Below are 22,283 nucleotides of genomic sequence, written 5' to 3'. Positions count from 1 at the left end.
AAGATCTCGCTCGTGGCCTTGCCGGTGCCCTTGTAGAGGTACAGCGTGCCGCCGGTCGTACGGGCCAGGAGGTCCGCCTTGCCGTCACCGCTCACGTCACCGGGAGTGACGAGGGCGTTGAAGCCGGTCCAGCTCGAACGGACCTTGATCCGCGTGGCGAAGGCGCTCGTGCCGGACTTGCCGTTGCCCTTGTAGAGGTAGATGTTCGAGCCGGTCTTGGTGCGCGCGATCAGGTCGGCCTTGCCGTCGCCGTTGAAGTCGCCGTGCCCGACCACCGCGTTGTACTGGTTCCAGCCCGTGCCCACCTTGACACGGGTCGAGAAGGAGCCGTTGCCCTTGCCCGGGTAGATCCACAGGGCACCGCCGGAGTCCACCGAGAGGAGGTCGGGCAGGGCGTCACCGGTGACGTCACCGGGGGTGATGATCCGGGTACGGGTCGCCCAGTTGTCGAAGATCTGGATGGTCGTCCACGTGTTCGACGATGGCTCGCGCCGCCGCCAGAAGACGTCGCCGTCGGAGGCCCGGCGCAGCACGAAGTCCTGGTAGCCGTCCCGGTTCAGGTCGGTCTGCTGGACGAGGTTGTAGCCCTTCCAGCTGCCGTACACGGTCGAGGTCAGGGACTCGCGCGAAGCGAGCGAGGAGCCCTGGGAGGCACGCACATAGCCGGTACCGGTCTCCTTGTTGCGCAGGAAGACGTCGGCCTTGCCGTCCCGGGTGATGGCGGCGTCGTCGACCCGCGGGTAGGCGACGCCGACGTACCTGCTGACCTTGGTGAAGACGGGGTAGTAGCCCTTCTCCACGCAGTCCGTGACGGCCCACGACACCACACCGATGATCTTGTTGTTGACGACGAGCGGGCCGCCGGAGTCACCGTTGCAGATGGTGGTGGTCGTGGCGTCCGAACCACCGGTCGGCTTGCCCGCGCAGACCATGTGCCCCTTGATGAAGTAGCTTCCCCAGGCGTTCGCACAGGTCGTGTCGCTGACGACGGGCAGCGTCGCCGTCTTCAGCGTCTGCGAGATCTCGTCGCTGGTGGAGCTGGTACGGCCCCAGCCGTAGACCTTGGCGCTGGTGCCCGCCGCGTACGAGGCGGTGTCGGTCGACGACGTCATCCTGAGCGGCGCGGCCTTGACGGGCGTCGCCAGCGTCAGGACGGCGATGTCGTTGTCGATGGTGTCCTCGTTGTACGAGGTGTGGTTCCACTGGCGCGACACGCGCGTCGGGGCGCCGCCGTGGTAGTCCATGTGGTTCAGGCTGCCGTCGTCGTTGTAGACGGCGGTGGGCAGCTGATCGGTGCCCGTGACGACGGCGCCGTACATGGGCCAGCTGTAGCGGTTCTTGTCGACGCAGTGCGCCGCGGTGAGGATCTTCGTAGGCGAGACGACGGTGCCGCCGCAGAAGAACCCGACACCCGTCGAGTCGTCGTAGTACCAGAGCTGAGCCATCCAGGGCGCCGCGCCGATCGTGGTCTCCGACCCACCGATGATCTGGGCGCTGGGCTTGCCGGCATCCGAACCATCGCCGCTCGACGACGACTCGGACTCGGCGGTCTCCTCGGGGGCCTCCCCCGAGGCAGCGTCCGCCGCCATGGCGGAGGCGATCAGCTGATCCACCGAACCGACTGAAGCATCCGAATCCGCGGCGGCCGAACTCACCGACGACATCACGAGCGCCCCGGCTATAGCAGCCGCAAAGGCTCCGGACAGGGATCTACCCACTCAATTCCCCCCTGGGAGTACAAGAGTTGATCAGACACATGAAGACCGTGATCGTACACCTGTCCACACAAAGCACTGGGGCCACCCTCACGAAGAGGGTGGCCCCAGGAAGCGCCCGAGCTACCGGTCGCCCCTAGTCGCCGTTACCCGGCGCAGGCGTCGTCTTCTGAATCTGCATCAGGAACTCGACGTTCGACTTCGTCTGCTTCATCTTGTCCAGCAGCAACTCGATGGCCTGCTGCTGATCCAGCGCGTGCAGCACCCGCCGCAGCTTCCAGACGATGCCCAACTCCTCGGCCCCGAGCAGAATCTCTTCCTTACGGGTACCGGAGGCGTCGACATCGACGGCCGGGAAGATCCGCTTGTCCGCCAGCTTCCGGTCGAGCTTGAGCTCCATGTTGCCCGTGCCCTTGAACTCCTCGAAGATCACCTCGTCCATACGGGACCCGGTGTCGACGAGAGCCGTCGCCAGGATGGTGAGCGAGCCACCGTCCTCGATGTTGCGCGCGGCACCGAAGAAGCGCTTCGGCGGGTACAGGGCGGTCGAGTCGACACCACCGGACAGGATGCGCCCGGACGCGGGCGCCGCCAGGTTGTACGCACGACCGAGCCGCGTGATGGAGTCGAGCAGTACGACCACGTCGTGGCCCAGCTCGACCAGCCGCTTCGCCCGCTCGATCGCCAGCTCGGCGACCGTCGTGTGGTCCTCGGCCGGGCGGTCGAAGGTCGAGGAGATGACCTCGCCCTTGACCGACCGCTGCATGTCGGTGACCTCTTCCGGACGCTCGTCGACGAGGACGACCATCAGGTGGCACTCGGGGTTGTTGTGGGTGATCGCGTTGGCGATCGCCTGCATGATCATGGTCTTACCGGTCTTCGGCGGGGCCACGATCAGACCGCGCTGGCCCTTACCGATCGGCGACACGAGGTCGATGATGCGGGTGGTCAGCACGCCCGGGTCGGTCTCCAGACGGAGCCGGTCCTGCGGGTAGAGCGGGGTCAGCTTGTTGAACTCCGGGCGGCCACGGCCGTGTTCGGGCGCCATGCCGTTGACGGAGTCGAGGCGGACGAGCGCGTTGAACTTCTCGCGGCGCTCGCCTTCCTTCGGCTGACGGACCGCACCGGTGACGTGGTCACCCTTGCGCAGACCGTTCTTGCGGACCTGGGCGAGGGAGACGTACACGTCGTTCGGGCCCGGCAGATAGCCGGAGGTGCGGATGAAGGCGTAGTTGTCGAGGATGTCGAGGATGCCCGCGACGGGGATCAGGACGTCGTCCTCGGCGAGCTGCGGCTCGGCGCCCATGTCGTCACGGCCACGACGGCCCCGGCGGTCGCGGTAGCGCCCGCGACGGCCACGACGGCCGCCCTCGAAATCGTCGTCGTCCTGCGGCCCGGCGTCCCGCTGGCGGTCCTGGCGACCGCCGGCCTGCTGCTGGCCCTGCTGCTGCCCGCGCTGCTGCCCGCCGCCCTGCTGCTCGTCCTTGCGGCGGTCGCCGCGGTCGCGGTCACGGCCGCGCTCACGACGGTCACGGCGGCCCTGACGGCCGTCGCCCTCGGCGTCGCCCTTGGCCTCGGCCTGCGGCTGCGCGGCCTGGGCCGGCGTCTCGGCCTTGGGCTCGCTCTTGGCCTCGGCGGTGACCGTCTCGGGGCTGCCCGCCTCGGCGGTGGCACGGCGACGACGGCGCTCGGTGGGCGCCTCGTCCCCTCCGGCCGGCTGGCCGGGGATCTCGATCTGCTGCTGGGCCACGGCCTTCTCGGCGGCCTTCTCCGCCTTCTCGGCGGGCGCCGCGGCCTTCTTCGCAGCCTTCTCGGCAGCCGGGGCGGCGGCGTCATCGCCCGTACGGGCCTTCGAGGTGGCACGGCGCTTCGGCTTGGTCTCGGTGGCGGCCTCGGCGGTCTTCGCCGGGGCTCCCCCGCCCGCCTGCGCCTCCTTGATGACCTCGATCAGCTGGCTCTTGCGCATCCGCGCGGTGCCCCTGATACCGAGGCCGGATGCGACCTGCTGCAGCTCGGCCAGCACCATGCCCTCGAGGCCGGTGCCGCGGCGCCGTCGGGAGCCGGCACCGCTGGCAGGCGCGGCGTCCGTGGCGGGCGCGGCAGCGGTGTCCTCGACACGTGCGCCCATCAGATCGGTGGTGTCGCTCACGAAGGGTCCTTCCCTGGAGCGGACGTCGGCCTTCTGGCTCGGCGACCGGTTGTGCTGTCCGGCTTCGGTCCTGTTCAGGTGGACCGTGCCGGGGCGGTGGTCCGCCAAAGCGGCGGAGGAAAATTTGCTGGTGATTCGGCGCTTACGGGGCCGCGGCACTCGGTGTCTGTGTCACACGGCTCGGTCACGCCGGTTCCGGAGTCTGCTCGGCAGACCGCTCAGTGCCTGCGTACGGCGTACAGCTTGACGTACGAAGCACAGTGCGGCTGGGGAGACTCCCGGAAGAAGGGTTGTCCCGGACGGGGACGACGAGCACCTCGCCATGGCTGGGGCAGGTGCAGACTTGAGGTTAACACTACCGGATCCAACAAACATTCCCCCTCTCGAAATCCGGCAACCGAACGCCCCCTACTCGGCGCCGTCGCCGGCGCCGGTGTCGGCGACGGTGGTGGTGAGCGGCAGGACGCACGCCCCTCGGGCGTCGAGGTCCAGCCGGTTGGCGGCCCAGCCCTCGCCTGCGAGGTGGGCGACCTTGTCGGCGCTGGCCTCGTCGGCCAGGGCCAGGACCGTGGGTCCGGCGCCGGAGATGACCGCCGGGACGCCGTCGGCCCGCAGTCGCTCGACCAGGGCCGCGCTCTCCGGCATGGCGGGCGCCCGGTACTCCTGGTGCAGCCGGTCCTCGGTGGCGGGCAGCAGCAGCTCGGGACGCCTGGTCAGGGCCTCCACGAGCAGTGCGGCCCGGCCGGCGTTGGTGGCCGCGTCGACGTGCGGGACGGTGCGCGGGAGCAGCCCGCGCGCCGTCTCCGTCAGGACCGGCTTTCCGGGTACGAAAACCACCGGAACGATGGAATCGGCGGGCTGCATCCTGATCGCCCGCGCGGCGCCGCCCTCCATCCAGGAGAGCGTGAAACCGCCGAGAAGACAGGCCGCGACGTTGTCGGGGTGCCCCTCGATCTCGGTGGCGAGTTCGAGCAGCGCGGTGTCGTCGAGGCGGTTCTCCCCGCCTATGGTCACGGCGCGGGCGGCGACGATGCCGGCGCAGATGGCGGCCGAGGAGGAGCCCAGGCCACGGCCGTGCGGGATGCGGTTGGCGCAGACGATTTCCAGGCCCCGGGGTTGTCCGCCCAGCAGATCGAAGGCGGTGCGCAGGGACCGTACGAGCAGGTGCTTCTCGTCACGCGGGAGGGTCTCGCTGCCCTCGCCCGCGATGTCGATGTGCAGCCCGGAGTCGGCCACCCGGACGACCACGTCGTCGTAGAGCCCCAGCGACAGGCCGAGGGCGTCGAAGCCCGGGCCGAGGTTGGCGCTGGTGGCGGGGACGCGCACCCGTACGGCGGCGGCGCGGAACGCTGGACCGGCCATCGCTCGATGACTCTCCTTGAGCTGCGGGATTGACGATTGTCGAATGACATTCGATACGTGCGTGAGAACCCTGCGGCCGCTCAGGACGGCGCGGCGCCGCACCCTTGCGGGGCATATGCAGCGGGCGGGTTCGGTACAGCCTATCGAAGGAAGGTTCTGTGGCGACATAGGGCGCACAGGAGGCGCACGATGCGTGTCGTAAGCCCCCTGTGCACCCCCTGTCGGGTCCTGTCAGGGTTATCCCCCGTGAATCGGCGTCTACGCGCGACTCGCAGGCCGTTTCGAACGGTTTCCCGACCGGCTACGCGAGGCCGAGGCGCTCGGCCGCGGTCGCCGCGTCGACCGGCACGGTGACCGGCTGCGGGGCGCCGGCGACGGCCCAGTCGGGGTCCTTCAGGCCGTTTCCGGTGACCGTGCAGACGATGGTCTGGCCCGGGTCGACCTTGCCGTTCTCGGCGGCCTTCAGCAGACCGGCGACGGACGCGGCGGAGGCGGGCTCCACGAAGACGCCCTCCTGCGCGGCCAACAGCCGGTAGGCGCGCAGGATCTCACGGTCCGTCACCTCGTCGATGGCACCGCCGGACTCGTCCCGCGCGGCCAGGGCGTACTGCCAGGACGCGGGGTTGCCGATACGGATCGCGGTGGCGATGGTCGACGGGTCCTTGACGACCTCGCCGCGCACGATCGGCGCGGAACCGGAAGCCTGGAATCCCCACATCCGGGGCGTCTTCACGGCGACACCGTCGGCGGCGTACTCCTTGTAGCCCTTCCAGTAGGCCGTGATGTTGCCCGCGTTGCCGACCGGCAGGACGTGGATGTCGGGGGCGTCGCCGAGCATGTCCACAATCTCGAACGCGGCGGTCTTCTGGCCCTCGATACGCACCGGATTGACCGAATTGACCAGCGCGACCGGATAGTTGTCGCTGAGTTCACGCGCGAGGGTGAGGCAGTCGTCGAAGTTGCCGTCGACCTGGAGGATCTTCGCGCCGTGCACGAGGGCCTGGCCCATCTTGCCGAGCGCGATCTTGCCCTGCGGGACGAGCACGGCGGAGACCATGCCCGCGCGCACGGCGTAAGCGGCCGCGGAGGCAGACGTGTTGCCCGTGGAGGCACAGATGACCGCCTTCGCGCCCTCTTCCTTCGCCCGGGTGATGGCCATGGTCATACCGCGGTCCTTGAAGGACCCGGTGGGGTTGGCACCCTCCACCTTCAGGTGGACCTCGCAGCCCGTGCGCTCGGAGAGCACCTGCGCGGGCACGAGGGGCGTGCCGCCCTCGCGGAGCGTCACGACCGGCGTGGTGTCGGAGACGGGCAGCCGGTCCCGGTACTCCTCGATGATTCCGCGCCATTGGTGGGTCATTGCTGGTTACTCTCCTTCAACCCGCATGATGCTGGCGACACCCCGCACGGTGTCGAGGTTGCGCAGCGCCTCGACGGTCCCGCTGAGGGAGGCGTCGGAGGCGCGGTGGGTGACGACGACGAGAGAGGCCTCGCCATCCTTGCCCTGCTGCCGAACCGTATCGATCGACACGCCATGCTCGGCGAACACGGTCGCCACCTGGGCGAGAACGCCCGGTTTGTCCGCGACGTCGAGGCTGATGTGGTAGCGCGTGACGACCTCGCCCATGGGCGAGACGGGCAGGGCGGCATACGCCGACTCACCGGGCCCGGTCGCACCGGCGAGCCGGTTGCGGCACACGGCCACGAGGTCGCCGAGGACGGCGGAGGCGGTGGGCGCGCCGCCCGCGCCGGGGCCGTAGAACATCAACTGCCCGGCGGCGTCGGACTCCACGAACACGGCGTTGTACGCGCCGCGCACGGAGGCGAGGGGGTGGGTCAGCGGAATCATGGCGGGGTGCACGCGCGCGGTGACCGACTCGCCGTCCGCGGCCCGCTCGCAGATGGCGAGCAGCTTGATGGTGCAGCCCATGTTCTTGGCGGAGGCGAAGTCGGCGGCCGTCACCTCGGTCATGCCCTCGCGGTAGACGTCGTCGAGCCGCACCCGCGAGTGGAAGGCGATTCCGGCGAGGATCGCGGCCTTGGCGGCGGCGTCGAAGCCCTCGACGTCGGCGGTCGGGTCGGCCTCGGCGTACCCGAGAGCGGTCGCCTCGTCGAGGGCCTCCTGGTAACCCGCCCCCGTGGAGTCCATCTTGTCGAGGATGAAGTTGGTCGTCCCGTTGACGATGCCCATCACCCGGTTGATCTTGTCGCCGGCCAGGGACTCGCGCAGCGGGCGGATCAGCGGGATGGCACCGGCGACGGCGGCCTCGTAGTAGAGGTCCGTGTCGTGCTCCTCGGCGGCGGCGTGCAGAGCGGCGCCGTCCTGGGCGAGGAGGGCCTTGTTGGCGGAGACGACGGAGGCGCCGTGCTCGAACGCGGTGGTGATGAGGGTGCGGGCGGGCTCGATGCCGCCGATGACCTCGACCACGACGTCGATGTCGCCGCGTTTGACGAGCGCGGTGGCGTCGGTGGTGACGAGGCTGGGATCGATGCCTTCCCTGACCCTGGAGGGCCGCCGTACGGCCACTCCGGCCAGTTCGACCGGGGCGCCGATCCTGGCGGCGAGGTCGTCGGCGTGCGTCGTCATGATGCGCGCCACCTCTGAGCCGACAACCCCACAGCCCAGCAGCGCCACCTTCAGCGGACGCGTACGCATCATCCGACCTCGTTTCCTCACATACCGAACACGGTTGGACCAGTCTCACTCACCGGACGGGCGTTTCTATCCCTCGTCCGGATCGTGAGACATCAATTTCATTTCCTCAGGGCCGGAAGACGAAGATCTTTCGGCCCGGGTACCTACTGTTCCCTGGCTTCGAGTGTCACCCGACGCCGGGTGTCACCCGACATCGAGCCGAAGGAGATCCTCCTCCGTCTCCCGGCGGACGATCACCCGGGCCTCCCCCTCATTGACGGCGACGACCGGCGGGCGCAGCGCGTGGTTGTAGTTGCTGGCCATGGACCGGCAGTACGCGCCCGTGGCCGGTACGGCGATCAGGTCACCCGGTGCCAGGTCGGCCGGCAGGAACGCGTCCTTGACCACGATGTCGCCGCTCTCGCAGTGCTTGCCGACCACGCGGGCCAGCATCGGCTCGGCGTCGGAGGCGCGGGAGACGAGGGCGACACTGTATTCGGCGTCGTACAGGGCCGTACGGATGTTGTCGGACATGCCGCCGTCGACGGAGACATACGTCCGCAGCCCGTCCAGCGGCTTGATGGTGCCGACCTCGTAGAGCGTGAAGGCGGTCGGGCCGACGATGGCCCGCCCCGGCTCGACGGAGATACGGGGCGTGCGGAGCTTGGCGTTCTCGCACTCTCGGCTGACGATCTCGGTGAGCGCCTTGGCGATCTCGTGGGGCTCGCGCGGGTCGTCGTCGCTGGTGTACGCGATGCCGAGCCCACCCCCGAGATCGATCTCGGGCAGCTCGACGCCGTGCTCGTCGCGGATCTCCTTCAGCAGCCCGACGACGCGGTGCGCGGCGACCTCGAACCCGGAGGTGTCGAAGATCTGCGACCCGATGTGGGAGTGGATGCCGATCAGCTCAAGGCCGTCGAGCTTGAGGGCCCGCCGTACGGCCTCCGCCGCGTGGCCGCCCGCGAGCGGGATCCCGAACTTCTGGTCCTCGTGGGCGGTGGCGATGAACTCGTGCGTGTGCGCCTCGACGCCGACGGTCACGCGGATCTGCACACGCTGCCGCTTGCCGAGCTCCTGGGCGATGTGCGCGACGCGCACGATCTCCTGGAACGAGTCGAGGACGATACGACCGACGCCGGCGCGGATGGCCCTGTCGATCTCCTCCGTGGACTTGTTGTTGCCGTGGAAGGCGATGCGGTCGGCGGGCATGCCGGCGGAGAGCGCGGTGGCGAGCTCACCACCGGAGCAGACGTCGAGGTTCAGCCCCTCCTCGTGCAGCCAGCGGACGACCGCGCGGGACAGGAAGGCCTTGCCGGCGTAGAAGACGTCGGCGTCCGGCCCGAACGCGGTACGCCAGGCGCGCGCCCGCGCCCGGAAGTCGACCTCGTCGAGGAAGTAGGCGGGCGTCCCGAACTCCTCGGCGAGCGTCTTCACATCGATCCCGCCGACACTGACGACCCCGTCCTCCGCACGGGTGACGGTCTGCGCCCACACCTTCGGGTCGAGCGTGTTGAGGTCGGCGGGCGGGGCGGCGTAGTGCCCTTCGGGCAGGACATCGGCGTGACGGGGTCCGGCGGGGTGCGCGGATCGGCTCATGACTGGTCTGGGCTCTCTCTGACGGTGTGGGCTCTGGGCGAGGTCTTGGCCGGGGAGCACGGGGGGGGGAGCTGGGCCGGGGGGTGGCTTGCCTTGGCTTGGGGGCTGGGGCTCGCTCTGGTCGTGGGGGTTCGGCTTGCCTTGGCTTGGGGGCTTCGGCTTGCTGCGGTGGGTGGGCCGGAGCTCGCTTTGGCTGTGGGGCTTGGCTTGCCTTGGCTTGGGGCCGGGGCTCGCCTTGGCTGCGGGGCTTCGGCTTGCCGCGGCCGGCGGGCCGGGGCTCGCTTTGGCTCTGGGGCTTCGGCTCGCCTGGGCCCGAGGGCTTCGGCTTGCCTTGGCTTGAGGGCTTCGGCTTGCCGCGGCCGGTGGGCCAGGGCTTGCCTGAGCCTGTGGCCTGGGACTCGCCTCGGCCCATGGGTTTTCGCTTGTCTCTGCCGGTGGGCTTCGGTTGGCCGGGGCCTGTCGGCTTCGGCTTGCTGTGGGCGGTGGCCCGGGGCTCGCCTCGGCCCGAGGGCTTCGGCTTGCTGCGGCCGGTCGCCTCGGGCTTGCCGGGGCCGATTGGCTTGGGGGCTCTTCGGGCTCATCTGGCTCGTCGGGCTCGCTCAGAGGTATTCGGGTGCGTCGATGCCGAGCAGGGACAGGCCACCGGCCAGCACCGTCCCGGCGGCTTCGGCGAGGGCCAGCCGGGCGCGGTGGGCGGCCGAGGGTTTCTCGTCGCCGCGCGGCAGCACCGTGTGCTGGAAGGCCAGCAGGGCGTCGGCGATGACGACCAGGTGCCGGGCGAGCCGGTCGGGGGCACGATGGGTCGCCGCCCGGGCGAGGGTGGGGGGGTACTCGGTGAGGGCGGTGAGGAGAGGGCTGATGACGTCGGGGGTGGCGGCGTCGAGGGTGAGCCCGCGGGGGGTGGGGTGCGTCGGGGTGTCGACGGCGGTGAGGGGGGTGGGGATGCCGCCGGTGCTGTGAGGCGGGTGGGTGCCGTGGGACGCGTGGGTGCCGTCGCCGTACGGGTCGCCGGGGGCGCTGGTGAAACCGAGGGCGGCGGCGTTGCGGGTGAGCGCGCGGGCGCGGGCGTGGGCGTAGCGGACCCGGAAGAGGGGGTTGCTCGCGCGCTGCACCAGGAGGTCCGCGGTGATACGGGGCCGGTCGTGGGCGGCGGGGTGCAACAGGGCCCAGCGGAGGGCGTCGGGGCCGAGGCGGGTGGGGTCTTCGGGGGCCGGTACGGGGCGGAGGTCGATGGGCTCGTCGGGTGGGGCGGGTTCGTCGGCTGAGCTGGAGGCGGGTGCTGCGGGCGGGCTGAAGTGGCCGGACGCGGCCCCGGGCTCGCCGGGATGAACGGAAACGCCGTCATCGCCGGAACCATCGTGCCCTTCGGGCTCCCGGAACCCTCGGGGCCGGGCATGGTCGACCGGCCGGGCATGGTCGACCTCGACACGGCCGCCCTGGCTGGCGACAATCCGTACGAGCGCGTCGGCGACTACTTCGGCGCGGATGTCGTACGGGATACGCAGCCGGACGACCTGCCCGGCGAGGGCGTCGCTGTGGCCGTAGGGAAGGTGGTCCGGGTGTCGGCTGCCTGGGGCGCGGCCGGGGCTGCCGGCTGGGTCGGTGCCGTCAACTCCGCCGATACGGCCGGTTCGGTCGGGGCCGCCGGCTGGGCTGGTGCCGTCGCGTTGGATGCGGCGTACGAGGGCGGTGACGGCGACCCGGTCGAGGTGGATGTTGAGGAACCCCGGCCCGGTGATCTCGACGGCGGCGACGCCCTCGGTACGGCGGAGATGGGGCCGCAGGATCTCGGCCACCTGCCGGGGCGACCGACCAGCGGGCCGGGCCAACTGCAGGGCGATGTTCGTGGCGTAGTCCCCGCTGCCGCCGGGCCCCGGCGGAGTGACCACGGCTCGTGTGGGCACGGCCACGCTCAGCTCCCCCTGGTCCACGGCGCGACGCACCGCGCGCAGCACGGTGCGGGAGAGCTCGACAGGGGTCACGGGACAAGCGTATGGGAGGAGGGGGGAGGGTACGCGAGCAGGTTTGCTGTGAGGTCCGGGATGTGGACGGGAAAGGAGAGCCGATCCATGGGGGCGGCGTCGGTACCCGGCCCGGGTCGGTCGGAGTGATGCCGAGCCGAGGTCAGCTGCCGGCGCGCCCGGCACGCTCCCCACCGTTGCCCGGCCCTCCCGCAGGGGCACCCGCACCGATACCGAACTGCGAAGCGTTGTCGGACTCACCGCGCTCCATCAACTGCCGTACGAGCGCGACGAGTTCGGAGGGCTCGAACGGTTTGGCGAGGAAGGCGTCGACGCCGACGTCGAGCCCGGCCTCGACCTCGTACTGCGTACAGGCACTGACGATGACGAGCGGCAGCCGCCGGGTCCGGGCGTCGCCGCGGAGCCGGGCGGCGGTGCGGAGCCCGTCGAGCCGGGGCATCACCACATCGAGGGTGATCAGGTCGGGGCGGACCTGATGAACGACATCGAGGCACTCGACACCATCGGCCGCGGTCACCACCTCGAAGCCCTCCAGTTCGAGGTTGACCCTGATCAGCTGCCGGATGACCTTGTTGTCGTCCACAACAAGCACCCGGCCGGACGCGCCTGGCACAACTTGAGAGTAGGTCCGCGACCACCGCCGCGTCCCGGTTTTCCCCACTTCCACCCCCTGCGGGCGGTCTCCCCCTGACTGAACCCCCACGCCCACCCGGCAAAACCCGTTCATGACCTCCCCCGCAGAGCTGGTAAGGTTCTACCCGTCGCCGCCACACAAGGCGCCCGACACGCCCCCGTAGCTCAGGGGATAGAGCAACGGCCTCCGGAGCCGTGTGCGCAGGTTCGAATCCTGCCGGGGGCACCGGAAATCAAGGCCCTGAACTGCAGAAAAGCAGTTCAGGGCCTTTCTTGTGCATGCCACAATGCACACGGCCACCGTGGTCATGACCACTCGGTTCAGCAAGCCTTCAACCTGCGACCTTATGGCGCCAGGCGGACGAAATCCCAGATATCCGATCCCACACAATGGCTTCGCGTGGGACATTCGTGGGACGGGAAAGCCGCAAGGCGGACGCCGCCGGAGGACACATGCTGTGACCTGCGCGTTTGCCGACAAGGACGGTCGGAAAACATACGGACGAGCAGGCCGTTTGGCTTTCTCGGATCAGTGCTGGACACGGCTGCGATCAGGCGTTTCATCGAACGTCACGCTCACTGCTCACGCGGATGCCTGTGTCGGCACCACGACGCGGCCGGTTACGGCATGCTGAGCCTATGAGCAGGTACGCAGCCGCGAGGATCTACGCCCTCCCGGAGTCGCTCGACGAGTTGGTCGGGCCGACTTCCGGCACCGTCACCTTGCCCCAGCACATCGACTGGGGCCCGCGCTACGAGTACGACCTCGCCGACGAGGCCGACCTGCTCCTTATGTACGAGCGAGTCATAAGGGAAGCCCAGGTCCCGGCCGACCTGCAGTCGCACCTGAACACTGATCTGTTGCACCAGCACTGGACAGACCTGTTCCTACCCGCTCCGGCTCGTGCGGCCTGGCAGGCCCGCTTCCCCGGGCTCGCACCTGTGGCGACCGCAGCGTAGTGGACGAGCTGCACCGCCGACCGATCCGCCCCGTGCCCTCCGGGCTCGGCCCAGTCCTGCACCCCGACGATGTCGCCGCCGGGAAGACCACCGCCCTGGACGGCCGGGCCGAGGTCCGCGACGCCATCGACGTCGATGGACTCCTCAAGGCCGGATACACCCGCGAACGCCTGATTGAGCTGGCCAAGCAGAACGGCGACGGCTTCGATCCGCGGATGTTCGCCGACTCACTCGCTCGCGTTCAGCGTTGCACCGACAAGCAATTCGCCGCCTACGGCCTCACTGCCACCGAGGCCGGGGCCTTGCGCGAGCGGTTCGCGGACTGGCAACGCCAGCTCATGGCACCGCAGGACGAGAACCCGGCCCAGTAGCGACCCCCGGCTACAACGCCGTCCAACCATCATCTCGGGAGTTCGGTCGTATTCGTCCAGCAGAGCCTCGATGCGCTGGTTGGCGATCGCGGCCCGGCCGTACAGGCACTTGGCGTACTTGGTCATGAGGACCTCGACACTGTTGCCGGCGCGTTCCGCGACCTCCGTGGGATCGACGCCGGCGTTGAGCCAGGTGGACAGAGCCGAGTGCCGAAGATCGTAGGGACGAGCCGCGAGTGGAGTGCTGAGCAGGCCGGGCGGCAAGGCCGGCTCCCGGGCTTCGTGCCAGACGCGGGTGTACGTGCTGGAGGCGAGGATGCCACCGCGTTCGTTGAAGAACAGCCGCCCGTCATCGGCGATACCGAAGGTGTGGACACTTTCTCGCCACTGCGCCACCAGCTCGGGCGGCAGTGGCACCGGGCGGGTGTCCCCCGGCGGGCACCCCTTCAGGCCACACTCGTCATGGAGGCGCCCGGTGTCGGTCCACTCCTTGCCCGCCTGGGGGCGAGTGATCCGCAGAATCACCCTGCCCCAACCCTCCGCTGGCAGTACGCAGTCCGACAGGGTCACGGCGACCGCCTCCTCCGGCCGCAGCCCGGCGTAGTACATGCCGGCGAACAGCCCGACCAGCCGACGTCCGCGGACCCGCCGGTGGCTGCCGACGTAGGAGACGGCGCAGAGCAGGGAGCGGGCCTGGGCGGGGTTGGCGACCACCCGCGGGTCGACCTGCTTAACAGTCTTGGCGATCCGCCAATTGATATTGGCGATCGGATCCCCGCCGAGCATGCCCTGCTCGATCGCGTACCGCACGGCGTTCACGAGGGTCATGCACTTGTGCCGCTGGGGCTCGGCCGCCGCGACTGTACCGTCCTTTTTCAGCCGTAGGGCTTGCAGCGCGGCCCGCATCACGGCCGGATCCATCAGGCCGGTCAGCGGGCGTGACGCCCTCTCGGCCCAGCGGAAGGCAAGCCGCACGTCCGAGGGCGCCGTCCGCAGTTCCGGCCGGGGCACGACGAACGCCCAGTTTGGAAGTGCCTGCCGCAACAGCTCGTCACTCGGGCGGCCTCGCACGTCCCGGAGCATCGCCGAAGTGATCGCGCACAGTGCGTCATTAGTCTCGTTACGTGTCTTCGCCGCAACCTGCGGCCAACGCATCACCAGGTATTCCGACGCGAAGGCGTACCAGCTGAGGCCGGCCGAGCCGTGGCCCATCCCTGCAGTGGCCAGTGAATGATCCGCGTCCAGCCCGGACAGCCCGGACCAACGCGGCGCCAAGTTCCTCGGCCAGCGCACTGGCATCCGTCGTACCTCCTGCGGAACGACTACTGCCAGACCCAGCCACGATCACCGTCCTTCCACTACGCCTGCTTTGGGGGACGCCGCGTGTATGCGATGCCGAACTCCTCATAACGTCCACCACCTCTCTGACCAGGTGAACGCTTCGGGCCCAGGTTGCAGTGGCGCCCTCGGAGTCCTCGCCGTGTACGCCAGGTAGCGCACAAGCACTCAACAGAGCGGGCCATAAGGCGATCTCTCTGCCAGGTCGAGGACGCCCGACAACCATCGGAGAGGATGAGAGGTAGGATGAGTAGCATGAGTGAGCCTACCGGCAAATATTCGATCACCATGCCGCGCGACATCGCCGAAGCCGCCAAGGCCCGTAGCGGCCCCTCCGGGCTGTCCGCCTACGTGGCCGCCGCCGTGGCCCGTCAGATCGAACGCGACAATCTGAACGAGCTCATCCAGGTCGCCGAGGCCGAGCACGGGCCCGTCACGGACGAGGAGATCCAGGCTCTGCGCGACCAGCTCCACCAGGCCCGACAGGAACAGACACAGGACGGGGCGAACGCCGCGTGACCCGCTCTCCCGCCGCCCCCGGTGGCACCCTCGTCCTGGACAGCGAAGGGCTGGCCAAGGCCGTGCTGCGCGATCGCACAGTCACCGGCTGGCTTGCCCTCGCACGCGCCGACGACCTGCGAGTGATCACCTCTGCGGCAACCCTCGTCGAGGTGGTCCACCCCCGGATCAACCGGCCGGCCCTGGAGTGGACACTGTCCCGCCTTGTCGTCGAACCGGTCACCGAGCCCATCGCCCGGCACGCGTCCGCCCTCCTCGCCGACACCGGGCTACACGGCCACAAGTACGCCATCGACGCCATGGTCAGCGCGACTGCTCTCGCCGCACCCGCCCCTGTCACGATCCTCACCTCCGACCCGGAAGATCTCACCACCCTGTGCGGTGGACGCGCCACCGTCATCAAGGTCTGACTCCTGCACCCACAGAATGCCGCACAAATATTCGAATTCGGCATGCTGCTCAGAGACCAGCGACTCATGACACAGGGAGAAGCGGGTGGCAATCTGCAAAACAAGTGACTCCCTGATCTCGCATGCGCCAGAACCCCTCTCGACCAAGCCCGCGAGTTGAAGAGTTCTGGACACCCGGTCGAAAGTGGTGATCACAGCGTCTTGTTGGTACAAGTGCGACCTTCAGGCCGCAACGCCCGCACACGAGTTTCGATTGCCGGCCGGAAACAGTTTCGACTTCTCTGCTTCTCTGCGTCGGAAGATCGTGCCGACTTCGCGGATCGCCACATGCCCCGCCTGCGTGAACAAGGCATCGAAGTGATCGCGCTCGCCGACCGCAACACCGGCGACTGGCTACCGGACATGCAGGGCAGGACACCGCCACGGTGTGGTCGTCTTCCCCGGCATCGAAGTCACGACCGCTTCTGGCGCCGACGGCGCGCACCTCATCCTCACCGGCGATCTCGATCGAGCGGCGCGGGACATCGATGCCTTGCTCGCCCAAACTCGCGGGTTCAATGACGACCACCCACGCTTAAATCCTGCAACCCATCAGCCCGCGTCAGCCGGGCGCACTCTCTGCCAGATCCTTGATGATCTACCGGATCAGTGGCTCGCGATCGCTCCCCATGCCCTTACAGACAACGGCATCGCGTCTGAGGAGACACTCAAAGGCGACCTCCGGTGGAAAGCTCTGCGCCACGACAGGCTCGGCGCCGTTGATCCGGAAACATCCAGCCCGAACGCTTGCGGTCTGGATCTTGGAATGCACGGTTCCTCGACCGCGCTCTCGACCATCTACCGTGCCTGAGTCGCCTGCCTGACGACGGCCTGTGGATACTCCCCGTAGGCGGTCTTTTATCCAACACTTTGTGGCCGCGAGCTTCCCCACTGGCGGCCGGATACCTCCCCGGACCTGGATGGACACCGGCCGGCGAAGCCGGCCGGTGTGAAGAACAGCAGGGAGATCATGGAAACCCTGGAGGCGTACGACCTCACGGGGAGTTACCGCGCCGCGGCCGAGCCGGCCGGCGTCGACCACCGCACGGTGGCCCCGCAGTCCACTATCCCCTCGGCGACGGCACCGGCCCCAACGCCTGGACCACGCCCCAGCACCTCACCGCCCACATCCGGCGGAACCTGGCGCAGACCCTATGAAGCCTCCACCGCGCCAGTCATAGGGTCCGCTCACCATGAGGCCCGTGCCGCCCAACAGTGCTCGCGCGGCGCCCTACCGAGCGTTCACTCTGTCAACTCGCATCGCCAGTCAGGGCATCGAGGAGTGCGACGGCCTCACGGCGGCTCAGCAGCTCGTGGAAGGGCTCGCGGAAGGTGCGCAGGCACGCGTAGCAGCTGCTCTCCGGGCCGCGCACGCAGGCTGCCACCCGGGCTGGTGCGGCAGAGACAACCGGTTGGAGCTGTTTGCCCATGGACACGGCATTGCCCGCACCACCCGGAGTGGTGTCGAAGAGCAGCAGGGACGGCATGCCGTCGGTGCCGGTGTGAACCGAGCCGTCGATGTCGTCGCGACTGATCTCCAGGCGCGCGGCAGCGCCTTCGAGCAGTGCGTACGGGCGGGAGCGCAGACGGGCCGCTGTGGCGTCCGAGGCCGGCGCAGGCCGTCCACCCGGTACCCTCTCCTCGCCACGTTCGCGGGCCGTATCTTGCGGAGAAGACGCGACTCGGGCCGCCACTCTGCTGACGATGTATTCGTCGCAAGGCCTTGTGGCAAGGACGCCCCACACCTTCAGCAGCTCGGGTTCGTCAGCGACACAGAACTGCGTCCGTGAATGTTTCTGCTGGTCAGCACGTATGTCCTTGATCACTCACGACAGTGAACCGACCCGGAATGCCGCAACGGACCGCCACGGGGCCCGGGTGTCCCAGGTGCTCATCAGAAGATCACCAAAGGGGGACCGCCTTGGTCATGCACTACGTCACGCGCCTCACCGCGATCGGGTCAACGCCCGTGCGCACCTTCGAATACAGCGTGGCGGCATGACGATGAAGGTGCCGACCGGTTGCATGTTCACGCACATCATCCGAGGAGGCGGCAGAAGGATCACCTACCAGAACGCCGGCGTCGACTGTGCCTTCGTCGGAGCGCTCAGCAGCGGCTTCTGCAACTGGCGCATCGACTTCACCTACGCCGACACCAACAACCGGACCTACCGCACATCGCGGGGCCGGACGCACAGCGAGTGCATGATCGACCCGATGCGGAACAACTCTCCTCAGACGCTGCCTCGTCATGGCAAGGCGTGCGCCCATCTCCACGTGAACGGAGTGCGGCGCGTGAGCCAGTGCCACCACATCACGAAGTGAGTCATCCATGACCGAGCAGCAACAGGGACAGAACTCGGACCAGGCGTGGAAAACACGGCGCCGTCGGGCAGGGATCACCGCGTTCCTCCTGGGTCTCGTCGTCACAATGGCTTTCTTCGCCTTCTTCCCCGGACTGCCTCATGTCATCGACTGGGGAGCCATTCTCGCGTCCCTCGCCGTGGGCGGGCTCGCCCGGTGGGCCTGCCAGTCATGGATGACGCAGGCGGCGAAGAAGCCCGAACGCATGTGATCGCCTCGGTGGAGCCCAGGCCCCAGAATCCGCCGTCGGCGGCCGGGCCGAACCAGGCGTCGTGTCCGTCGCGGCCGACATCGGCCGGCAGGCCCGGGGTGAGTTGCGGAGTGTCCATGCCGACCAGCAGCGCCGGGCCACTGTCGCAGAGTTCGAAGGCGGCGGCGATCCGCTCGTCGAGGTCGCCGCATGCCTGGGGCACGACCTCGAAGCCGGGCGGCAGCCAGGGACCAGGGGTTCCGTCGATGACGAGCACCCGGCGGCCGGCGGGAACCTGGAGCATCGTGTGGAGCGTGTCGGTCAGAGCGGCCTCGGCCAGGGCAGCCGCCTCCTGCGGGGTGAAGGGCGGGGTGAGACGGGGCTTGACCCGCCCGGGCACGGGCTCCTTCGCGATGACCAGCAGGGTGGCCGAACTCGTGTTCAGGGGACGGGCGTTCATCGGGCGCCTCCGTCGACGCCGATGCCTCCGTCGACGCCGATGCCGATGCCGATGCCGACGCCGGCAGCGGTAGCCGGCCGCTCGGCGAGGACCGCTCGCATGTCGCGCACGGCCTGCCAGGTGCCGGTGACCTTTGAACGGCCCGTACGCGGGTGGTAGGGCACATCGGTCTCCGTCACCCGCCAGCCGGCGTCGGCGGCGCGCACCACCATCTGCAGCGGGTAACCGGAGCGCCGGTCCGTCAGGCCCAGGGCCAGCAGCGCCTCCCGGCGGGCTGCGCGCATCGGGCCCAGGTCGCGCAGGCGCACGCCGGTGCGGCGGCGGATGAGACGGGCCAGCTCCAGGTTGGCCAGCCGGGCGTGTATCGGCCAGGCATCGCGGGCGGTGGGCCGGCGGCGGCCCAGGACCAGATCCGCGGTTCCGTCGAGGACCGGGCCGGCGACGGTGGGCAGCAGTCCGGGATCGAGGGAGGCGTCGCAGTCGCAGAAGCAGACCACGTCGGCCGTGGCGGCGGTGAGGCCCGTGTGGCAGGCGGCGCCGAAGCCGCGACGCGGCTCGTGGACCACGTGCGCGCCCAAGTCGCGGGCGATGTCCGGGGAACCATCGGTGGAACCGTTGTCCACGACGATCGCCCGCCAGCCGGGCGGGATCCTCTCCAGCACCCACGGCAGGGCCTCGCCCTCATCGCGGTCGGGGCCGTCTGCGCGGTGCTCGTCGCCGTACGCTTCGCGTTCCTGATCCGCCTGCTCGACCGCCGCCCGAAGCAGCGCCTGCTCCGGCAAAGTCACCGGGCCCGTGTGGTCAGCGGACTGGCCGGGTTCCGGGGCTCCGTCTCCCTCGCCATGGCCCTCTCCGTTCCGGAAACCCTCGACTCGGGCGAGCCGTTCCCCGACCGCGACTTCATCGTCTTCGTCGTCTCCGGCGTCATCCTCATGACCCTGGTGACCCAGGGACTCCTGCTGCCGGCGGCCGTGCGCCGGGCGAAACTGCCCCCGGACACGTCGGTCGACGAGGAACACGACCTCGCCGAGACCACCGCCATGGAGGAGGCCCTGAAGGCGATGCCGCGACTCGCCGCCGACCTGGGCACCGAACCGAAGGCCGTCGAGTGGCTGCGCCAGGAGTACGAAGCCCTCCTCTCGACCGTACGGGCCAGAAGCACGGGCGCCGCCGATGACCCGGCGCTGCGCCGGCACCAGGACTACACCGCGCTGCGCCTGGCTCTCGACGATCGCCCACAAACGCGCCACCATCGTCCGCCTCCGCGACGAACGCCACATCGACGACACCGTCCTGCGCCGCCCCCAGGCCGACCTCGACAACGAGGAAGTCCGCCTGACCGGAACCGCGACGGCGGAGTAGCTGCCCGCAGGGCTGTGCCTTTCGGCGGTCGTTCAGGGGTCCCTCAGCGGTCATTCAGGGGGCGCGGCAACGGCTGTTCCGTCCAGATCGTCTTGCCGTCCGGCGTGTACCGCGTCCCCCACCGTTCCGTCAGCTGGGCCACCAGGAACAGGCCCCGGCCGCCCTCGTCCTCGGTCCTGGCGCGCCGCAGTCGCGGCGACGTGCCGCTGCCGTCGAAGACCTCGCAGATGAGGGCGCGGTCGCGGAGGAGGCGGAGTCGGACGGGACCGGTGGCGTGCCGGATGGCGTTGGTGACGAGTTCGCTGGCGATGAGTTCGGTGGTGAAGGCCAGGTCGTCCAGGCCCCAGGCGGCCAGTTGTTCGGTGACGGCGACGCGGGCGCGGGAGACGACCGCCGGGTCGCTCGGGAGGTCCCAGTGGGCGACCCGTTCGGGACCGATCGCGTGCGTACGGGCGACCAGCAGGGCCACGTCGTCGGCGGGCCGGGTCGGGAGCAGGGCGTCGAGGACGGCCTCGCAGGTGTCCTCGGGGGCGCGGTCGGCGTTGGCCAGGACGGTACGGAGCTGGTCCATGCCGGTGTCGATGTCCCGGTGCCGGTCCTCGACCAGGCCGTCGGTGTAGAGGACGAGCTGGCTGCCCTCGGCCAGCTCCAGCTCGACCGTCTCGAAGGGCATGCCGCCCAGGCCCAGCGGAGGGGCGGAGGGAAGGTCGACGAAGGTCACCGCGCCGTCGGGGGAGACGACGGCCGGGAGCGGGTGCCCGGCGCGGGTGAGGGTGCAGCGCCGGGACACCGGGTCGTAGACGGCGTACAGACAGGTCGCGCCGACGATGCCGGAGTCCAGATAGGTGTTCTCCACCGCCCAGCCCTCGCCCCGGTCGAGCCGGACGACCAGGTCGTCGAGGTGGGTGAGCAGGTCGTCCGGGGGCAGGTCCAGGGAACAGAAGTTGTGCACGGCGGTCCGCAGCCGGCCCATGGTGGCGGCGGCGTGCAGGCCGTGGCCGACGACGTCGCCGACGACCAGCGCGACCCGTGCCCCGGACAGCGGGATGACGTCGAACCAGTCGCCGCCGACACCCGCCTGCGCGGGCAGATAGCGGTACGCGACCTCGACCGCGCTCTGTTCGGGCCGGCCGCGTGGGAGCAGGCTGCGTTGCAGGGCGAGGGCGGTGTTGTGCTCGCGGGTGTAGCGGCGGGCGTTGTCGATGCAGATCGCCGCGCGTCCGACCAGCTCCTGGGCCAGCGACAGGTCGTCGTCCTCGAACGGGGCGGGCTGCTTGCAGCGGTAGAAACTGACGACACCGAGGGTCGTGCCGCGGGCCCGCAGCGGGACCGTGATCAGGGTGTGGATACCGGCCGCGAGCGTCCGTTCCAGCCGGGAGGGGTCCTGGGCGAGCCAGCCGTCGGCCTCGGCGAGGACCGGTTCCAGCACCGGTCGGCCGCTCTCCAGGCTGCGGGCCTGGGGGGTGGACGCCACATACCGGACGGGATCGCCGACCTCGTACAGATGCGACTCCTGGTGCACCGCCCCCAGCGCGACCCGCCGCAGCGACATCCCCACCCCGAAGGGTTCCGGCTCGTCGCCCCCGAGCACGGAGTCCGGCAGATCCACCGCCGCGAAGTCCGCGAACCTCGGCACCGTCACCTCCGCCAGCTCCTCGGCCGTACGGGTGACGTCCAGGGTGGTGCCGATCCGGACACCGGCATCGTGCAGCAGTTCCAGCCGCCGGCGCGCCAGCACGGCCAGCCGCCCGACCCCGGGTTCACCGACGAGAAGCAGCCAGCTGTCGGCGGCGGAGTCGGTACCGAAGGGCGGAGCGCCGTCGGTTTCGCCGGTTTCGCCGGTTCCATCGGCTTCGTACGGGGTGGACGGGGAGGGTGCCGCCGCGGGCGGTACGACGGCGCGGAGGACCGCGGTGGGACGTGAGGGGGGCGGTGCGGGGAGCGGATGGGAGGTGGCGGGGGCAGCCCCGGGTGGAGCGGTGGCAGGGGCGGTGGCTTCGGCAGGCGCGGCCAGTACCGCGGTCGGCGTCCTGGTCGGCGTTCCGGTCGATGTCCCGGTCGATGTCCCGGTCGGCGTTGCGCTCCGCGCTCCGGGCGGCACCCCCGCCGCCCACCCGGCCGTGGGTGCCGTCGGCCACCCGACCGGTGCTCCTGCCACCGGCCCGGTCATCGGCCCCGGAAGCCGCCCGCCCGGCGGC

The 22,283-nt window shown here is 69.8% G+C and carries 18 protein-coding genes, 1 tRNA gene and 4 pseudogenes; 10 read left to right on the top strand and 13 right to left on the bottom strand.

What is annotated here, in order from left to right:
• From STRIP9103_RS28070 to STRIP9103_RS28035, 8 genes are all read right to left on the bottom strand, one after another.
• Nucleotides 1–1,664 (bottom strand): trypsin-like serine protease (locus tag STRIP9103_RS28070; protein WP_048821115.1); only part of this gene is annotated, 1,664 nt, incomplete at its 3' end.
• Nucleotides 1,665–1,851: 187 nt separating this feature from the next.
• Complete coding sequence (gene rho / locus STRIP9103_RS28065) at nucleotides 1,852–3,864, bottom strand: transcription termination factor Rho (RefSeq protein WP_009325261.1); 2,013 nt, start codon at nucleotides 3,862–3,864, stop codon at nucleotides 1,852–1,854.
• A gap of 408 nt (nucleotides 3,865–4,272) precedes the next feature.
• The gene (thrB, locus tag STRIP9103_RS28060; RefSeq protein ID WP_009325252.1) at nucleotides 4,273–5,226 is read right to left on the bottom strand and encodes a homoserine kinase; all 954 of its coding nucleotides are present in this window, start codon (nucleotides 5,224–5,226) and stop codon (nucleotides 4,273–4,275) included.
• 301 nt (nucleotides 5,227–5,527) lie between these two features.
• Nucleotides 5,528–6,586 (bottom strand): threonine synthase, encoded by a 1,059-nt coding sequence (thrC, locus tag STRIP9103_RS28055; protein WP_009325270.1) that lies wholly within the window; start codon nucleotides 6,584–6,586, stop codon nucleotides 5,528–5,530.
• A 6-nt stretch (nucleotides 6,587–6,592) separates the two neighbouring features.
• Nucleotides 6,593–7,885 (bottom strand): homoserine dehydrogenase, encoded by a 1,293-nt coding sequence (locus STRIP9103_RS28050; protein WP_009325259.1) that lies wholly within the window; start codon nucleotides 7,883–7,885, stop codon nucleotides 6,593–6,595.
• 180 nt (nucleotides 7,886–8,065) lie between these two features.
• Nucleotides 8,066–9,457: a diaminopimelate decarboxylase gene (lysA, locus tag STRIP9103_RS28045; protein WP_009325257.1), complete on the bottom strand. Its 1,392-nt coding sequence runs from the start codon at nucleotides 9,455–9,457 to the stop codon at nucleotides 8,066–8,068.
• A 599-nt stretch (nucleotides 9,458–10,056) separates the two neighbouring features.
• Nucleotides 10,057–11,439 carry an ArgS-related anticodon-binding protein NrtL gene (gene nrtL / locus STRIP9103_RS28040; protein ID WP_009325263.1) on the bottom strand — a complete coding sequence of 461 codons (1,383 nt, stop codon included), beginning with the start codon at nucleotides 11,437–11,439 and terminating at the stop codon, nucleotides 10,057–10,059.
• A 142-nt stretch (nucleotides 11,440–11,581) separates the two neighbouring features.
• Nucleotides 11,582–12,166, bottom strand: coding sequence for a response regulator (locus STRIP9103_RS28035; RefSeq protein WP_009325242.1), 585 nt, complete (start codon nucleotides 12,164–12,166; stop codon nucleotides 11,582–11,584).
• A gap of 60 nt (nucleotides 12,167–12,226) precedes the next feature.
• Here STRIP9103_RS28035 and STRIP9103_RS28030 point away from each other — a divergent pair.
• The 3 genes and pseudogenes from STRIP9103_RS28030 to STRIP9103_RS53545 all read left to right on the top strand — a co-directional run.
• Nucleotides 12,227–12,298, top strand: a tRNA-Arg gene (locus tag STRIP9103_RS28030).
• A gap of 413 nt (nucleotides 12,299–12,711) precedes the next feature.
• Nucleotides 12,712–13,032, top strand: coding sequence for a hypothetical protein (locus STRIP9103_RS28025; protein ID WP_009325240.1), 321 nt, complete (start codon nucleotides 12,712–12,714; stop codon nucleotides 13,030–13,032).
• Nucleotides 13,032–13,178: pseudogene (locus STRIP9103_RS53545) on the top strand (hypothetical protein); the annotation flags it as partial. The gene STRIP9103_RS28025 and the pseudogene STRIP9103_RS53545, both read left to right, overlap by 1 nt.
• A gap of 81 nt (nucleotides 13,179–13,259) precedes the next feature.
• On the opposite strand, the gene STRIP9103_RS51985 reads toward STRIP9103_RS53545, so the two are convergent.
• Nucleotides 13,260–14,474 carry a tyrosine-type recombinase/integrase gene (locus tag STRIP9103_RS51985; protein ID WP_234022318.1) on the bottom strand — a complete coding sequence of 405 codons (1,215 nt, stop codon included), beginning with the start codon at nucleotides 14,472–14,474 and terminating at the stop codon, nucleotides 13,260–13,262.
• A gap of 522 nt (nucleotides 14,475–14,996) precedes the next feature.
• On the opposite strand from STRIP9103_RS51985, the gene STRIP9103_RS28015 reads away from it, so the two are divergent.
• The 3 genes from STRIP9103_RS28015 (at nucleotide 14,997) to STRIP9103_RS50140 (ending at nucleotide 16,520) form a co-directional block, all read left to right on the top strand.
• Complete coding sequence (locus STRIP9103_RS28015; protein WP_009325247.1) at nucleotides 14,997–15,260, top strand: hypothetical protein; 264 nt, start codon at nucleotides 14,997–14,999, stop codon at nucleotides 15,258–15,260.
• On the top strand, nucleotides 15,257–15,670 hold the full coding sequence (locus STRIP9103_RS28010; protein WP_009325266.1) for a PIN domain-containing protein: 414 nt from the start codon (nucleotides 15,257–15,259) through the stop codon (nucleotides 15,668–15,670). The genes STRIP9103_RS28015 and STRIP9103_RS28010 overlap by 4 nt, the downstream gene beginning before the upstream one ends.
• Nucleotides 15,671–16,097: 427 nt before the next feature.
• Nucleotides 16,098–16,520, top strand: coding sequence for a hypothetical protein (locus STRIP9103_RS50140; RefSeq protein WP_141585763.1), 423 nt, complete (start codon nucleotides 16,098–16,100; stop codon nucleotides 16,518–16,520).
• Between the two features lie 439 nt (nucleotides 16,521–16,959).
• Here the strand turns inward: STRIP9103_RS50140 and STRIP9103_RS51980 are convergent, their stop codons facing one another.
• A complete protein-coding gene (locus tag STRIP9103_RS51980; protein ID WP_009325239.1) occupies nucleotides 16,960–17,535 on the bottom strand; it encodes a DUF1998 domain-containing protein in 576 nt (191 codons plus the stop codon).
• Between the two features lie 199 nt (nucleotides 17,536–17,734).
• On the opposite strand from STRIP9103_RS51980, the gene STRIP9103_RS28000 reads away from it, so the two are divergent.
• A complete protein-coding gene (locus STRIP9103_RS28000; protein ID WP_009325245.1) occupies nucleotides 17,735–18,034 on the top strand; it encodes a hypothetical protein in 300 nt (99 codons plus the stop codon).
• A 143-nt stretch (nucleotides 18,035–18,177) separates the two neighbouring features.
• Here the strand turns inward: STRIP9103_RS28000 and STRIP9103_RS27995 are convergent, their stop codons facing one another.
• On the bottom strand, nucleotides 18,178–18,723 hold the full coding sequence (locus tag STRIP9103_RS27995; RefSeq protein WP_009325272.1) for a TIGR04282 family arsenosugar biosynthesis glycosyltransferase: 546 nt from the start codon (nucleotides 18,721–18,723) through the stop codon (nucleotides 18,178–18,180).
• Nucleotides 18,720–19,394 carry a glycosyltransferase family 2 protein gene (locus STRIP9103_RS27990; RefSeq protein ID WP_048821111.1) on the bottom strand — a complete coding sequence of 225 codons (675 nt, stop codon included), beginning with the start codon at nucleotides 19,392–19,394 and terminating at the stop codon, nucleotides 18,720–18,722. The genes STRIP9103_RS27995 and STRIP9103_RS27990 overlap by 4 nt, the downstream gene beginning before the upstream one ends.
• Here STRIP9103_RS27990 and STRIP9103_RS53200 point away from each other — a divergent pair.
• Nucleotides 19,281–19,637 (top strand): annotated as a pseudogene (locus STRIP9103_RS53200) (hypothetical protein); the annotation flags it as partial. The gene STRIP9103_RS27990 and the pseudogene STRIP9103_RS53200 overlap by 114 nt on opposite strands.
• Nucleotides 19,638–19,896: 259 nt before the next feature.
• Nucleotides 19,897–20,085, top strand: coding sequence for a hypothetical protein (locus STRIP9103_RS51965; protein ID WP_009325268.1), 189 nt, complete (start codon nucleotides 19,897–19,899; stop codon nucleotides 20,083–20,085).
• Between the two features lie 43 nt (nucleotides 20,086–20,128).
• Here STRIP9103_RS51965 and STRIP9103_RS27980 read toward each other — a convergent pair.
• A pseudogene (locus tag STRIP9103_RS27980) lies at nucleotides 20,129–22,078 on the bottom strand (ATP-binding SpoIIE family protein phosphatase); the annotation flags it as partial.
• Here STRIP9103_RS27980 and STRIP9103_RS51960 point away from each other — a divergent pair.
• Nucleotides 22,077–22,283: pseudogene (locus tag STRIP9103_RS51960) on the top strand (hypothetical protein); the annotation flags it as partial. The pseudogenes STRIP9103_RS27980 and STRIP9103_RS51960 sit on opposite strands and share 2 nt — an antisense overlap.

This window comes from Streptomyces ipomoeae 91-03 (genome assembly GCF_000317595.1).
GTDB lineage: Bacteria > Actinomycetota > Actinomycetes > Streptomycetales > Streptomycetaceae > Streptomyces > Streptomyces ipomoeae.
The sequence above is the reverse complement of the archived record's forward strand: the minus strand, read 5'-3'. Positions and strand labels throughout refer to the sequence as shown.

Excerpts from the sequence above, each read along its gene's own strand:
- thrB (WP_009325252.1), bottom strand. The coding sequence starts at position 5,226 with ATGGCCGGTCCAGCGTTCCGCGCCGCCGCCGTACGGGTGCGCGTCCCC.
- thrC (WP_009325270.1), bottom strand. The coding sequence starts at position 6,586 with ATGACCCACCAATGGCGCGGAATCATCGAGGAGTACCGGGACCGGCTG.
- STRIP9103_RS28050 (WP_009325259.1), bottom strand. The coding sequence starts at position 7,885 with ATGATGCGTACGCGTCCGCTGAAGGTGGCGCTGCTGGGCTGTGGGGTT.
- lysA (WP_009325257.1), bottom strand. The coding sequence starts at position 9,457 with ATGAGCCGATCCGCGCACCCCGCCGGACCCCGTCACGCCGATGTCCTG.
- STRIP9103_RS28035 (WP_009325242.1), bottom strand. The coding sequence starts at position 12,166 with ATGAACGGGTTTTGCCGGGTGGGCGTGGGGGTTCAGTCAGGGGGAGAC.
- STRIP9103_RS28025 (WP_009325240.1), top strand. The coding sequence starts at position 12,712 with ATGAGCAGGTACGCAGCCGCGAGGATCTACGCCCTCCCGGAGTCGCTC.
- STRIP9103_RS28015 (WP_009325247.1), top strand. The coding sequence starts at position 14,997 with ATGAGTGAGCCTACCGGCAAATATTCGATCACCATGCCGCGCGACATC.
- STRIP9103_RS28000 (WP_009325245.1), top strand. The coding sequence starts at position 17,735 with ATGTTCACGCACATCATCCGAGGAGGCGGCAGAAGGATCACCTACCAG.
- STRIP9103_RS27995 (WP_009325272.1), bottom strand. The coding sequence starts at position 18,723 with ATGAACGCCCGTCCCCTGAACACGAGTTCGGCCACCCTGCTGGTCATC.
- STRIP9103_RS51965 (WP_009325268.1), top strand. The coding sequence starts at position 19,897 with ATGACCCGGCGCTGCGCCGGCACCAGGACTACACCGCGCTGCGCCTGG.